The 13766-nt window shown below is 63.1% G+C and carries 10 protein-coding genes; 6 read left to right on the top strand and 4 right to left on the bottom strand.

What is annotated here, in order from left to right:
• Positions 1 to 428: 428 nt before the first annotated feature.
• The 3 genes from ltrA to ACTJJN_RS24920 all read left to right on the top strand — a co-directional run bounded on the left by ltrA (position 429) and on the right by ACTJJN_RS24920 (position 5046).
• Positions 429 to 1850: a group II intron reverse transcriptase/maturase gene (gene ltrA / locus ACTJJN_RS24910; protein ID WP_221101214.1), complete on the top strand. Its 1422-nt coding sequence runs from the start codon at positions 429 to 431 to the stop codon at positions 1848 to 1850.
• A 170-nt stretch (positions 1851 to 2020) separates the two neighbouring features.
• A complete protein-coding gene (locus tag ACTJJN_RS24915; RefSeq protein WP_012051218.1) occupies positions 2021 to 3355 on the top strand; it encodes an OprD family porin in 1335 nt (444 codons plus the stop codon).
• 200 nt (positions 3356 to 3555) lie between these two features.
• Positions 3556 to 5046, top strand: a complete 1491-nt coding sequence (locus ACTJJN_RS24920; protein WP_440781699.1) for a sensor domain-containing diguanylate cyclase — start codon at positions 3556 to 3558, stop codon at positions 5044 to 5046.
• On the opposite strand, the gene ACTJJN_RS24925 is transcribed toward ACTJJN_RS24920, so the two are convergent.
• On the bottom strand, positions 5043 to 5519 hold the full coding sequence (locus ACTJJN_RS24925) for a ferritin-like domain-containing protein (RefSeq protein WP_440781700.1): 477 nt from the start codon (positions 5517 to 5519) through the stop codon (positions 5043 to 5045). The genes ACTJJN_RS24920 and ACTJJN_RS24925 overlap by 4 nt on opposite strands.
• 201 nt (positions 5520 to 5720) lie before the next feature.
• Between ACTJJN_RS24925 and ACTJJN_RS24930 the strand changes: the two genes are divergently transcribed.
• Positions 5721 to 5942, top strand: coding sequence for a DUF3820 family protein (locus ACTJJN_RS24930; RefSeq protein WP_003247308.1), 222 nt, complete (start codon positions 5721 to 5723; stop codon positions 5940 to 5942).
• A 194-nt stretch (positions 5943 to 6136) separates the two neighbouring features.
• Here ACTJJN_RS24930 and ACTJJN_RS24935 read toward each other — a convergent pair whose 3' ends face one another.
• Genes ACTJJN_RS24935 through ptsP form a run of 3 tightly spaced genes read right to left on the bottom strand, consistent with a single transcriptional unit; the run spans position 6137 to position 11676 of the window.
• The gene (locus tag ACTJJN_RS24935) at positions 6137 to 7879 is read right to left on the bottom strand and encodes a PTS fructose-like transporter subunit IIB (protein WP_440781701.1); all 1743 of its coding nucleotides are present in this window, start codon (positions 7877 to 7879) and stop codon (positions 6137 to 6139) included.
• Complete coding sequence (gene pfkB, locus ACTJJN_RS24940; RefSeq protein WP_012051215.1) at positions 7876 to 8823, bottom strand: 1-phosphofructokinase; 948 nt, start codon at positions 8821 to 8823, stop codon at positions 7876 to 7878. Before pfkB ends, ACTJJN_RS24935 begins: the two co-directional genes overlap by 4 nt.
• Positions 8824 to 11676, bottom strand: a complete 2853-nt coding sequence (ptsP, locus tag ACTJJN_RS24945; protein WP_440781702.1) for a phosphoenolpyruvate--protein phosphotransferase — start codon at positions 11674 to 11676, stop codon at positions 8824 to 8826. It abuts the gene before it with no gap.
• A 284-nt stretch (positions 11677 to 11960) separates the two neighbouring features.
• On the opposite strand from ptsP, the gene cra reads away from it, so the two are divergent.
• Positions 11961 to 12956, top strand: a complete 996-nt coding sequence (cra, locus tag ACTJJN_RS24950) for a catabolite repressor/activator (RefSeq protein ID WP_017148101.1) — start codon at positions 11961 to 11963, stop codon at positions 12954 to 12956.
• Between the two features lie 2 nt (positions 12957 to 12958).
• On the top strand, positions 12959 to 13735 hold the full coding sequence (locus ACTJJN_RS24955) for a TatD family hydrolase (RefSeq protein ID WP_003247313.1): 777 nt from the start codon (positions 12959 to 12961) through the stop codon (positions 13733 to 13735).
• Positions 13736 to 13766 lie beyond the last annotated feature (31 nt).

Raw genomic sequence — 13766 nt, forward strand, 5'->3', positions numbered from 1 at the left:
TGGTGCGCCAGGCATGGCGCGTTGCGCGATAGCGCAACCAGCTTGGCTGTGGTGGCCTCGCTGGTGACTTGGGGGTGAAAGTCCTCTACACACCCGGCAAGGGGAAGTGTTAGCCAGAGGCAAGGGTGTCGTGGGCGACTACGAATCTGAAGGAAGCCCGAGGCAAAATGCTGGCCTGACGAACAGGAAGCGGATCAGGCGGCGCAGCGGGGCAAGACGGCCATAATCGTCAAAGCCCAATACTTGCACGGAACGCTGCGACGTAAATCCGACAGGCATAAGCAGGAAGGTCACGCGAATTACCCTGGGAGATCTGTACGCTTGCCTTGGTGCTACCGAGCGTCGAGAGGCGACGGGATGAGCGTGCAGAAGTCAGCCGAGGCCGTAGTAAGTGGCGGTTAACCGCGTCACCAAGGGCCGAACAGGTTATGCCGCCAGTAGGCGTCACTGTCTCGTTGGTAGCCGCAATGCAGAAATTTCCTAAAACGGAATCTGTCACTCCGAATCCCGGCCAGAAGCCGAGGATGATGCCTGACAGCGCAAAGGTATCGACGGCGTCATCGGCGTGGACGAACGCAGAGCCGGACACGCTGATGGAGCGGGTGCTCGCACCGGCCAACCTCAGACGTGCGTATAAGCGCGTAGTCAGCAATAAGGGAGCGCCGGGTGCCGATGGCATGACGGTCGCCGACCTTGCAGGCTATGTGAATCAGTATTGGCCAATCCTCAAAGGCAGATTGCTGGCCGGTGAATACCATCCCCAAGCCGTACGTGCGGTTGAAATTCTCAAGCCGCAGGGCGGCACGCGGCAACTGGGAATTCCCAGCGTCGTGGATCGCCTGATCCAGCAGGCATTGCTGCAACAACTCACGCCATTCTTCGATCCTTTGTTCTCGGATTTTAGCTACGGCTTCCGTCCGGGCAGGAGCGCGCATCAAGCTGTCGAGATGGCCCGTGCCCATGTGGCATCGGGGCACCGGTGGTGCGTGGAAGTCGATCTGGAGAAGTTTTTTGATCGGGTCAACCACGACATCCTCATGGCCTGTATCGAGCGCCGGGTCAAAGATAAGTGCGTACTTAGGCTTATCCGTCGCTACCTTGAAGCGGGAGTCATGTCAGGCGGTGTCGTCAGTCCACGGCAGGAAGGGACGCCGCAAGGCGGCCCGCTCTCGCCGCTGCTGTCGAATATCCTGCTCGATGAATTTGACCGCGAACTGGAGCGGCGGGGCCATCGCTTCGTGCGCTATGCCGATGACGCGAACATTTATGTGCGCAGTCCTCGGGCTGGCGAACGGGTACTGGCTAGTGTCGAGCGCTTCCTGAGTCAACGTTTGAAACTGACGGTGAATCAGAAGAAGAGTCGAGTCGCGAGAGCCTGGAAGTGTGATTACTTGGGTTATGGGATGAGCTGGCATCAGCAGCCAAGGTTGCGGGTGGCAACGGTGAGCCTGAGTCGCCTGCGCGACCGGCTCGCAGAGCTGCTATGCGGCGCGCGGGGCCGCAAGATGGCAAACACCATCGAGCGGATAAACCCCGTACTACGAGGTTGGGCGGGTTACTTCAAGCTCAGCCAGAGCAAGCGGCCACTTGAGGAGCTGGATGGCTGGATCAGGCACAAACTCCGCTGTGCCATTTGGCGCCAATGGAAACAGCCCTCTACGAGGGCGCGCAACCTGATGCGTCTGGGCTTAAGCGAGGAGCGTGCCTGTAAATCGGCCTATAACGGCCGAGGCCCATGGTGGAACTCGGGGGCGCCACATATGAATCAGGCGCTGCCGAAGAAACTATGGGATCGACTCGGACTGGTCTCGATACTGGATACGATCAACCGGCTTAGCCGCATAGCTTGAACCGCCGTGTACGGAACCGTACGCACGGTGGTGTGAGAGGACGGCGGGTGTGAACCCGCCTCCTACTCAATTGCTTTAACGCTCAGCCCGGCTGTAACGTGTACCTATAAAAAAGACGCACATTCAAATATAAAAACTGCCCCACCGTCAGACCAAAGGAGCTAGTACCGGTGCCTTCCGCGTTTCGTTTTACCCCGCTTTTCATTGCGTTGACTGCAACGATCCCTTTCGCCGCCCAGGCAGATGAAGACAAGGCTGATGGCTTCATCGAAGGTTCGTCCTTCAACCTGCATTTTCGTAATGCCTACTTCAACCGCGACAACCACAATGCCGGCGTGCGCGACACCCGCGAGTGGGGCCAGGGCGCGGTAGCGCGTTTCGAGTCGGGCTACACCCCAGGTGTGGTCGGCTTTGGCCTGGATGCTCATGCCATGCTGGGCTTGAAGCTCGACGGCGGTGGCGGCCATGCCGGCACCAGCATCCTGCCCGAACACATCAAGGACGACGGCGAACTGGGCGCTGCCCCGCATTCGTTCTCCACTGCCGGTGCTGCGGTCAAGCTCAAGGCCTTCGACACCGAACTGAAAGCCGGTGACCTGTTCCTCACCAACCCGGTGATCGCCGGCGGTGAAACGCGCATGCTGCCGCAAACCTTCCGCGGTGTAAGCCTGACCAACACCAGCATTGATGGCCTGTTGCTCGAAGGCGGCCAGGTCAGCTTCACCCACCCGTACAACCAGAGCGGCCACCGCCGCATCGACACCTACTACGGGTCACTGGACGAGCACGACAAGAGCAAGCACCTGAACTGGGCCGGCGCGTCGTGGAGCGGTACCGAAAACATCACCGCCAACCTGTACGCCGCCGAGCTGAAGGACATCTGGAACCAGTACTACGCTGACTTCGACTACACCTATGTGGTCAATGACCTGGTCAGCCTGAACCCGGGCGTACACTTCTATCACACCCAGGACACCGGCCAGGCCTTGCTAGGCAAGATCGACAACAACACCTACAGCGTGCACTTCACCGTCAATGCAGGCTTCCACAGCGTCACCGCCGCCTACCAGCGAGTGAACGGCAACACGCCATTCGACTACATCAACCTGGGCGACAGCGTGTACCTGGACAACTCGCGCATGTACTCGGACTTCAACGCGCCAAACGAGCGTTCGTGGAAACTGCAGTACGGCTATGACTTCGCCGGTGTCGGCGTGCCTGGTTTGTCTACCTCGCTGTCCTACTCGCGCGGCGAGGCTGACCTGACCAAGGCCACTCAGGACACCACTCACTACGACTACTACCGTGAAGATGGCAAGAACGCCATGCACTGGGAGCGTGACCTGGACGTGAAATACGTGTTCCAGGAAGGTGACCTCAAGGACCTGTCGGTGCTGGTGCGTTATGCCACCCACCGCGGCAGCCAGGGTTATGCGTCGATCGACAGCAACAGCGACAACGATGAAGTGCGGGTCATCGTCGATTACCCACTGAACGTGTTCTGATCTTTTGCTGCCAGTGTAGGAGCGGGTTCACCCGCGAAGAAGGCTTCGCCGATGTTCGCGGATAAACCCGTTCCTACAGGGGCCCACGGCAAATCGAAAAGAACAGTACACCGTGCTTCCGTCGGACAAATCTTGTCCGACAATCCCCGCTTCCCTAGAATACCGCCGCCGCGAATGGCCCTGCCCACGCAGTAGCGAGCATGCCCACCCAATCCCCGCGTTTCGCAATCTACAGGTCGCACCCCGAGCTGATCCTCAACCTGGGCAGTTGCCTTGCCGTGCTCGCCATCGTGGCCATCGTCAGCTACCTGCTTGCCCGCGAGCGCGAAAGTGTCGAGCAGTCGGCGGTGCGCTCGTCGAACAACATCGTCCAGCTGATTGAAAGCGACATACTGCGCAACGTCGAACTCTACGACCAATCACTGCAAGGCCTGATCTGGGCCGTCGGGCGCAAGGAACTGCCGGAAGTCCCCGGCCCGATACGCCAGCGCCTGCTGTTCAATGAAGCCTTCGTCGACCGCAAGCGCGGTGACGTGCTGTGGCTGGACAAGCAAGGCAATGTCGTCGGCGACTCCACCAGCAGCGTGCCGCGCAAGGCCAACTTCGGCGACACCGGGGTGTTCAAGGCCCACCAGCACAATGCCGACCTCGGCTTGCTGGTGGGCCCCCCTTTCAAGGCCAAGCTTGGCGACCTGGACTGGTGTATCAGTTTCAGCCGACGTATCTCCGGCCCCAATGGCGAGTTCGCCGGGTTGGCAGCGGGTGCGCTGCGCCTGTCGTACTTCAATGAGTTGTTCCAGCGCCTGGACATTGGCCACGAAAGCAGCATCAACCTGTTCAATACCGATGGGCAGTTGCTCGTCCGCCAGCCCTACCGCGGGCAGGACCCACTGATTGGCACCTACTACACCGAACGGCCCAATTTCAAACGCATCCTCAGTGAACAGAGCGGTAGCTTCACCGCCCGCTCCCACAGCAGCGGCAAGCCGCGCATATTCACCTTCGCCCGGGTCGCGCAATTGCCCCTGATCGTACTGGTGGTGCATTCGGCCGACGAGGTGTTTCAGTCCTGGCGCCGCACCGCCATTCTGGTCAGCGTCGCCACCGGCGGTCTGTGCGTGGGCATTCTGTGGCTGACGTTGCTGCTCGGCCGCGAACTGCGCCGCCGCCACGAAGCCGAAGAAAACCTGGCGATGCTCGCTTCAACCGATAGCCTGACTGGCCTGGCTAACCGCCGCAGGCTGGACCATGTGCTGCGCCAGGAATGGGCCCGCGCCCAACGTAGCCGTAAGCCGCTGGCGATACTGATGGTGGACGTGGACCACTTCAAGGCATTCAACCAGCGCCATGGCCATGCCGGTGGCGACCATGCCTTGCGCGAAGTGGCGAAGGCCATCGAGGCCTGCATTCGTCGCCCCGCGGACCTGGCTGCGCGCTATGGTGGGGAGGAGTTTCAGGTAGTGCTGCCAGAAACCGATCTGGCCGGGGCCCAGCTACTGGCTGAACGCATCCGCGCCAGCGTCGAGGCGCTGGCGCCGTTTGCGGATGATGCCCACGCAGTGACCGTGAGCATCGGTATCGGTCTGTCCGGCACCCAGCATGACCTTGGCAGGGTGCTGGGTGCTGCGGACGAAGCGCTCTACCGCGCCAAGGCCAATGGCCGAAATCGGGTAGAGGGCCCGCTCGATTAGAAGCGGGCGCGAGCAGCGTTGCGCAGGGCCTTGACCTGGTCATGGTTGCGCTGAACGCCTTGCAGCTGCTTTTCCACCAGGCTGTAGGTCATGTCGCTGGCAGTGCGGCCCAGTTTCACCAGCTTTTCGCGGGCTTCCTTGTAGGCCTTGAGGGCGTGGTCCTCGCCACGCTCCACCTCGTTCAGCACGGCTTCTTCGTCCTTGCCGGTGACCATCGACTTGAGGTTGACCCAGCCGCGGTGCAGGTCGCCACTGATGCTGGTAGAGGTTTCCGGGTCGCCGCCCAGGCGGCGTACTTCGCCCTGCAATTCACTGGCAGCGTTGGCGCACTCACCCGCACGCTGGACGAAGAACGCTTTCAGTTCGGGGTTCTTAACATCATCGGCCGAGGCCTTGAAACCTTTCTCGCCATCCTTGCTGTACTCGATCAGGTCGTTGAGTACGTCGATCACGTCTTTGTTGGGGTTGCTCATGGTCGAACTCCTTGGCAGGTGATAGTCCTCTAGAGAGTTGCAGTGTTCGTGCCACGCTTTTAAAAAACACAAACCCCTTACGATTCAATAAGTTATAGCTTTATTGGCGACTGCTGATTACGGCGTTCTGCATGATTGCCGCTTGGGGCTTCGTGCAGATTGCAGTATGGTCGGCGCCTTTCCACAGCCAGGTGCGCGAAGATGAAGCCGGAAACCCTCGAACTACTGGTGACCCGCAGCATGCCGTTCGGCAAGTACCAGGGAAGGATCATTGCCGACCTGCCCGGTGACTACCTGGCGTGGTTTGCGCGCAAGGGCTTCCCGGCAGGAGAACTGGGCGGGTTGCTGGCATTGATGCATGAGATCGATCACAACGGGCTGGGTGATCTACTGGTGCCGTTGCGGCAGAAGCATCGCCGTTGAAAGGCCAACGCCGGCTCTGTGGGACCAACTGTCTTGCTCAATTTCTGAAAGCTGGCGCGATCCGTGTGGGAGCGGCCTTGCGTCGCGAAAGGGCTGCACAGCAGCCCCGGGATTTCAGCGTCGATGCAAATAATGCCGGGGCCGCTTCGCGGCCCTTTCGCGACACAAGGCCACTCCCACAGAACGAGGTCTGCTCATACACTTTTAGCAGGCGCCACGGCCAACTCCACACCCTCGCTCTTCTTGATAACCGCATACACCACCGCTGTCACCAGGCTACCCGCCACAATCGCCAGCAAATACAGCAACGCATGGTTGATCGCGTTGGGGATCAACAACACGAACAAGCCGCCATGCGGCGCCATCAGCTTGCAGCCAAAATACATTGACAATGCCCCGGTCAACGCACCACCGGCGATACTGGCCGGAATCACCCGTAAAGGGTCCTTGGCGGCAAACGGAATCGCCCCCTCGGAGATGAAGCACAGCCCCAGCGCCAGCGCCGCCTTGCCCGCCTCGCGCTCGCTCTGGGCGAACTTGCGCCTGGCCAGGAAGGTGGCGATACCCAAGCCAATCGGCGGCACCATGCCGGCGGCCATGGTCGCCGCCATTGGCGCGTAGCTCGATGAGGCCAACAGCCCCACCGAGAACGCATAGGCGGCCTTGTTGATCGGCCCGCCAAGGTCGACGCACATCATGCCGCCCAGCAACAGCCCCAGCAGGATGGCATTGGTGGTGCCCATGCTGTCGAGGAAGTGCGTCAGGCCTTCGAGCATCGCCGCTACCGGCTGGCCGACCACGTAAATCATCACCAGGCCGGTGAACAGACTGGCCAGCAATGGAATGATAAGGATCGGCTTGAGCGCCTCCAGGCTGCTGGGCAAGCGCGCCCATCGGGCAATGGCCTTGGCGCTGTAACCGGCGAGGAAACCGGCGACGATGCCACCGATAAAGCCGGCCCCCAAGGTGCTGGCCAACAGGCCGCCGATCATGCCCGGGGCCAGCCCGGGGCGGTCGGCGATGGACCAGGCGATATAGCCTGCCAGTAGCGGAACCATCAGTTTGAAGGCGGCTTCACCGCCAATCTGCATCAACGCCGCCGGCAAGGTGCCCGCCTCTTTGTAGGCCTCGATACCGAACACGAACGACAGGGCAATCAGCAGACCGCCGGCCACCACCATCGGCAGCATGAACGACACACCGGTCAGCAAGTGCTTGTACACGCCGGTTTTCTCGCCCTTGGCCGGCGTGGTCGCCGCTGCAGCGTCGGCACCGTTTTCCACCGAGGCCTGCGCCAGGGCTTTGTCCAGGGTAGCGCGGGCCTGCTTGAGGGCAATGCCAGTACCACAACGGTAAATACGTTTGCCGGCGAAACGTGCAGTGGGTACTTCAATGTCGGCGGCCAGCAGCACCACGTCCGCCGCTGCGATGGCTTCAGCAGACAAGGGATTGCGCGCACCGACCGAGCCCTGGGTCTCGACGGTCAACTGGTAGCCCAGTTGCTGTGCGGCTTGCTGCAAGGCTTCTGCGGCCATGAAGGTATGGGCTACGCCGGTCGGGCATGCAGTGACGGCAACGATGCGAGCGCCAGCACTGCCAACTGCGGCGGGGGTGCCTGTCACAGCGGCCAGCAGTTCGGCGTTGGCTGCCGCTTCGTCGAGAAAGCCTTCGCGATCAGCCAGCGCCTGGGACGGCGTGCTTTGGTACAGGCGCTTGCCGACGAAGCGGGCCAGGTCCACCGGCCCGGTGCTGACCACAAGCACCCAGTCAGCCTCGGCGATCTGTGCGGCGCTCAGTTGCCGCTCGGGGTGTTCAGTATTCTGCACTTCGACGCTGGTGCTCCAGCCGCGACGCTGGGCGGCGGCGGACAGCAAGCGTGCACTCAGTACACTCGATACCTGGCCATTGGGGCAGGCGGTGACTATGGCAATGTTCATCGGCAACCCTCTTGTTGTTCTGTCAGTTGCACGGCCGCTTCCAACTGCGCCAGGTGCTCGCGGTCATGGATGCCGAAGCCAACCTGGGTAACGGCCTGGGCGGCGATGGCAGTGGCCCGGGTCAACGTCTGCGCAGGCGCCTCGGCCAGCAGCAGGCCGTGGACCATGCCGGCCACCAGCGAATCCCCCGCCCCCACCGTGCTGGCCACCCGCACCTTGGGTGGGCGGGCCTGCAGGGCCAGATCGCGACTGAACCAAGTGACGCCCTGCTCGCCCGCAGACACCACCACGTGTTCAACGCCACTGTCCAGCAGGCGCTTGGCGGCGGCGCGCTGTTGCGCCAGGTTATCCACAGCCAGGCCCAGCACTTCGCCCAGTTCTTCGGTATTGGGCTTGACCAACCAGGGCGCGCTTTGCAAGCCGACACGCAGGGCTTCACCACTGCTGTCCAGGACTACCTTGAGGCCTTGGGCCTTCAACCGTTCGAGCAACTGGCGGAACCAGTCGGCACTGATTCCACGCGGCAGGCTACCGGCCACCACCACGGCATCGTGACCGGGGGCAATCTGTTCCAGCCTGTCCAGCAAGGCACTGCGTGCCGCCTCGTCGACCTCCGGGCCCTGCCCGTTGATGTCGGTCACGCGGCCATCGGCCTCGACCAGCTTGATATTGCTGCGGGTTTCGCCCGGCACACGGACAAAGCAGTCGATAAAACCGCGGCCGTCGATCAGCGCCTCGAAGGGCTGCAGATTGTCGGCCCCCAGGAAACCGCCCACGGTTACGCTGTGCCCCAGGTCGGCCAGTACCTGGGCAACGTTCAACCCCTTGCCCGCGGCGTGACTGTGCTGCGCCTGGCTACGGTTGACCTGCCCTGGGCGCAGAGTGTCCAGGCCGATGGTGATATCCAGCGCAGGGTTCAGGGTGAGAGTGAGGATCTTGGCCATTCAGTAACGCTCCACCAGCGCGCGAACTGCTGCGGCGCTGTCCTGTTGCAGGGCCTCGCGCGCCAGGGCGCGGGCTGTCTGATGATCGGCCTGGCGAACCAGTGCCTTGACTTCGGCGATGCTGCGCGCGGAGACGCTGAGTTCGTCCACGTCCAGCCCCAGCAGCACGGCCACCGCCTGCGGGTCGGCCGCCAGCTCGCCACACACGCCCACCCACTTGCCGTGGGCATGGGCGGCGCGCACGGTCATGTCGATCAGGCTCAATACCGCCGGGTGCAGGCCATCGGCCTGTGCCGACAGGCTGGGATGGCCACGGTCGATGGCCAAGGTGTATTGAGTCAGGTCGTTGGTGCCGATGCTGAAGAAGTCCACCTCACGCGCCAACTGCGCTGCCAGCAGGGCCGCTGAAGGTACCTCGACCATAATGCCCAGTTGCAGGTCGGCTACCGGGATTTCTGCACGCAGGCGCTCTACCATGGCCCGAGCCTCACGCCACTCGTGCACCTGGCCAACCATCGGGAACATGATACGCAACGGGCGCTGGTCGGCGGCCCGCAGCAACGCGCGCAACTGGTCTTCCATCACTTGCGGGCGCTGCAGGGTCAAACGCACGCCGCGCACGCCGAGGAAGGGATTTTCCTCGGCAGCGATCGGCCAGTAAGGCAACGGTTTGTCGCCGCCAACATCCAGAGTGCGCACCACCAGCGGGCGCCCATCGAGGCCATCGAGCACGCGGCGGTACTCGGCTTCCTGAGTAGCCACATCCGGCGCTTGAGGGTGGGCCATGAAAATCAGTTCGGTGCGCAGCAGGCCGACACCTTCGGCGCCCTGCTCCACCACCTTGGCGATGCCGTTACTATCGCCGATGTTGGCAAACACCTCGACGGCATGCCCATCACGGGTGATAGCCGGCTCGAAGCGGTTGGCCCAGGCGGCCTGCAGGCGTTGCTCGCGCAGGTCACGCTCGGCCAGCGCCCGCTGCAGCTCATCCGCTGGCGGTGCGACGCTGACCACACCGCGCTGGCCATCGAGCAGCAGCGGCGTACCACTCTCCAACAGCAGTATCGATGCACCCGCGCCGACCACTGCTGGTATGCCCAACGCCCGGGCGACGATGGCACTGTGGGCCGTGGCGCCGCCCTGGGCGGTGACAATGCCGGCAACCCGGTTGGGGTCCAGGCGGGCGACATCGGATGGACCGACTTCGGTCATCACCAGCACATAGGGTTGCTCGGGTTCAGTCTGCGCCTGCACACCACACAACTGCGCCAGCACGCGGCGGCCAATATCGCGCAGGTCGGCGGCGCGCTCGGCGAGCAGCGCATCGTGCAACGCCTCTTGCTGACGGGCCGCAGCTTCGATCACGGCCATCCACGCGGCCGCAGCGCTTTCGCCCTGGGCCAGGCGCTGTTCGACATCGTCGCTCAGGGCCGGGTCGGCAAGCATTTCCTGGTGGGTGACGAAAATTTCGCCAATGGCCTTGTCGCTGCGCAGGACCAAAGCCTGCAGTTCGCCATTGACGGTAGCCAAGGCTTCGCGCAGTTTCTGCCGCTCCAGGGCGCACGATTCCCCCCGCAAGGGATAGTCAAACTCACGCTCGACACAGACATGCGCCGGGCCGCTGGCAATGCCGGGGGCGGCGCCCACACCCTGGATACGGCTGCCGGCCGCTGGTGCTTGCAGTACTTCGGGTACGTCATCGGCAATGGGCGCGACGCTCTGCGGTAGCGGTTCTACCTCTTCACCCAAGCCTTGCTCGATAGCCGCCAGCAGCACCGGCAAGGCATCGGCAGCGATGCTCGGTTCGGCTACCAGTTCCAGTGCCTGACCACGGCGTGCGCCGAGGCTGAGCAGCTTGCTCAGGCTCTTCACCGATACGGCTGGCTGCGCGCTATCGACCAGGCGCACACGGATTTCCCCTTCAAAGCCTTTGGCCAGTTGTGCAAGCACCTTGGCCGGGCGCGCATGCAAGCCATGTGGATTGGCCAGCACGACACGTGCGCTAGGCCAGTCCGCCGGCGCTTCACCGCCCAGCACTTCCAGTACCGCACGGCTGCTGGTGGCCTGGTAGAGCATCTGCCCGCGGCCTTCGATCAACACTTCGCACAGACGCTCGAGCAGGGCCTCGTGAGCGGCCCCAAGGCTGGCCAGGCAGAACAGACCGTTGAGCGGCTGGTCGCGGTAACGCAGCGGTTGCTGCGGGGTGATGAAGGCGAGGCCCGGTTGACGAACCTGGCGCTCGCTGTGCAGCCACCACAGGCCCTCTCCCAGCGGCAGCGGCTCGGCCTGCTGCAGCACGGCGGCAAAGCCACTGTCGACACAGTCGGCACGTTGCAGCAGGCGGGCACCGCGCCAGGCCAGTTCGTCGAAGTCTTCTGCCGGCACGTTCAGGCCGACCAGCTGCGCATCCAGCGCCAGCGCCTGGGGCGCGCCCTGCAGCAGCTTGAGCAGCGCTTCGGCAGAGCTGGCCCGGCGCAAGGCTTCGGCCAGGTCGGTCTCGCCCAGCGCCCGGGTCAACAGCTGCAGCAGGCGCAGGTGTTCGTCGGAGCGGGCGGCAATACCAATGGCCAGGTAGACCATTTGCCCGTCACCCCAGTCTACTCCCTCGGGGAACTGCAGCAGGCGCACGCCAGTGGCATACACCAGGTCACGTGTTTGCGGCGTACCATGGGGAATAGCGATGCCCTGGCCAAGGAACGTGGAGCCTTGTGCTTCCCGGGCCTGCAGCCCTTGCAGGTAACCCTCGGCGACCAGACCGTCCGCAACCAGCCGATCCGCCAAAAGGCGCAATGCCTCGGCCTTGTCGGCGGCCTTCTGGCCCATGGCTATCTGCTCATTGGCGAGCTCGAGCATGACCTTCTCCTTTTGCAGTTCCCGTTCGGGTACTGGAGTATTGTTGTGAAATTCACATAAAGGGCCAGTTCAGCAGCCTTGCGCAGGTGGCAGCCGAGGCAGAAAATTCGGCAGCTGAAACGTTTAATCTGACCAGACGGCCACGTTACTCGATAATCTGCCCAGTAAAAAGCCCCATCCTGTCGGACAATTGCGACAATGGTCGTCTGCGCGTGATGCCTGTACCGGGTCAAACTACCCGGTCTGGCCTTACAGGCAGCCCCGGAAATAACAAGGAAAATTCGGTGAAACTCAGCGATATCGCCCGTCTGGCCGGTGTGTCCGTGACCACTGCCAGCTACGTCATCAATGGCAAGGCTGAACAGCAGCGCATCAGTAACAGTACTGTCGAGCGGGTACGCGCGGTGGTCGAAGCCCACGGCTTCACCCCCAACCCGCAGGCTGCTGGGCTGCGCAGCCGGCATACCCGCACCCTGGGCTTCATTCTCCCGGATCTGGAGAACCCCAGCTACGCCCGCATTGCCAAGCAACTGGAGCAAGGCGCCCGCGCCCGCGGCTACCAGCTGCTGATCGCCAGCAGCGACGACCAGCCAGACAGCGAGCGCCAACTGCAGCAACTGTTCCGTGCGCGCCGATGCGATGCGCTGTTCGTTGCCAGTTGCCTGCCCCCAGAAGATGACAGCTACCGCGAGCTGCAGGACAAAGGCCTGCCAGTGATTGCCATCGACCGCCGCCTGGACCCCGCACATTTCTGCTCGGTGATCAGCGACGACCGCGATGCCAGCCGCCAGCTGGCCGCCAGCCTGCTCAGCTCGGCCCCACGCAGCATCGCCCTGATAGGCGCGCGCCCCGAGCTGTCGGTTAGCCAGGCGCGTGCCGGCGGATTCGACGAAGCCCTGCAAGGCTATACCGGCGAAGTGCGCCGCTATCAGGGCGAAGCGTTCAGCCGTGAGTGCGGCCAACGCCTGATGCAGCAACTGATCGACGACCTGGGGGGCCTGCCGGATGCTCTGGTGACCACTTCGTACGTGCTGTTGCAGGGCGTGTTCGACACCCTCCAGGCGCGCCCGGTCGACTCGCGCCAACTGCAGCTGGGTACCTTTGGCGACAACCAGTTGCTCGACTTCCTGCCGCTGCCGGTCAATGCCATGGCCCAGCAGCATGGCCAGATTGCCGCCACTGCGCTTGAACTGGCACTGGCCGCCATCGAGGAAAACCGCTATGAACCCGGCGTGCACGCCGTTGGCCGCACCTTCAAGCAACGCATCTCAGCGGCCTGAACATGCGCCTGATCGACACCCACACCCACCTGGACTTCCCCGACTTCGACGCCGACCGTCCGCGCCTGCTGGCCAACGCGGCGGCCCGTGGGCTGGAGCGGATGGTGGTGCTGGGGGTGTACCAGGCGAATTTCCAGCGGGTGTGGGAACTGGCCTGCGCCGAGCCGCGCCTGTTCGCCGCGCTTGGCCTGCACCCGGTCTACCTCGACCAGCATCGCCCTGAGCACCTTGTGCAGTTGCGCGAGTGGCTGGAGCGCCTGCGCGACAACCCGCGGCTATGTGCCGTAGGTGAGTTTGGCCTGGACTATTACCTCGCAGACCTTGACAAGACCCGCCAGCAGGCGCTGTTCGAAGCGCAACTGCAGATGGCTTGCGACTTCGAACTACCGGCCCTGCTGCACGTGCGCCGCAGCCATGCCCAGGTGATTGCCACACTCAAGCGCTACAAGCCAGCGCGGGCGGGGGTGATTCATGCGTTTGCCGGCAGCTACGAAGAGGCCCGCGAGTACATCAAGCTGGGCTTCCTGCTTGGGTTGGGCGGTGCGGGTACCTGGCCGCAGGCGCTGCGGCTGCGCAAGACTCTGGCGCGGCTGCCACTGGACAGTGTGGTGCTGGAGACTGATGCACCGGACATGGCACCGGCGATGTACCCGGGGGTACGCAACAGCCCGGAGCATCTGCCGGAAATTGCCACGGCGCTGGCGCACGTGATGGAGCTGGATGTCGAGGTGCTGGCACAGGCCAGCACCCGCAATGCTTGCACGTTGTTCGGCTGGTGAAACTCGGGTGACCGGGATTCGCGTGGGATGC

It is taken from the genome of Pseudomonas sp. 22515, assembly GCF_052044625.1.
GTDB classification, from domain to species: Bacteria; Pseudomonadota; Gammaproteobacteria; order Pseudomonadales; family Pseudomonadaceae; genus Aquipseudomonas; species Aquipseudomonas alloputida.

Coding starts and splice junctions, on each gene's coding strand:
- pfkB (WP_012051215.1), bottom strand. CDS start 8,823: ATGGCCAAGATCCTCACTCTCACCCTGAACCCTGCGCTGGATATCACC.
- ACTJJN_RS24935 (WP_440781701.1), bottom strand. CDS start 7,879: ATGAACATTGCCATAGTCACCGCCTGCCCCAATGGCCAGGTATCGAGT.
- ACTJJN_RS24930 (WP_003247308.1), top strand. CDS start 5,721: ATGAAGCCGGAAACCCTCGAACTACTGGTGACCCGCAGCATGCCGTTC.
- ltrA (WP_221101214.1), top strand. CDS start 429: ATGCCGCCAGTAGGCGTCACTGTCTCGTTGGTAGCCGCAATGCAGAAA.
- ptsP (WP_440781702.1), bottom strand. CDS start 11,676: ATGCTCGAGCTCGCCAATGAGCAGATAGCCATGGGCCAGAAGGCCGCC.
- ACTJJN_RS24955 (WP_003247313.1), top strand. CDS start 12,959: ATGCGCCTGATCGACACCCACACCCACCTGGACTTCCCCGACTTCGAC.
- ACTJJN_RS24920 (WP_440781699.1), top strand. CDS start 3,556: ATGCCCACCCAATCCCCGCGTTTCGCAATCTACAGGTCGCACCCCGAG.
- ACTJJN_RS24925 (WP_440781700.1), bottom strand. CDS start 5,519: ATGAGCAACCCCAACAAAGACGTGATCGACGTACTCAACGACCTGATC.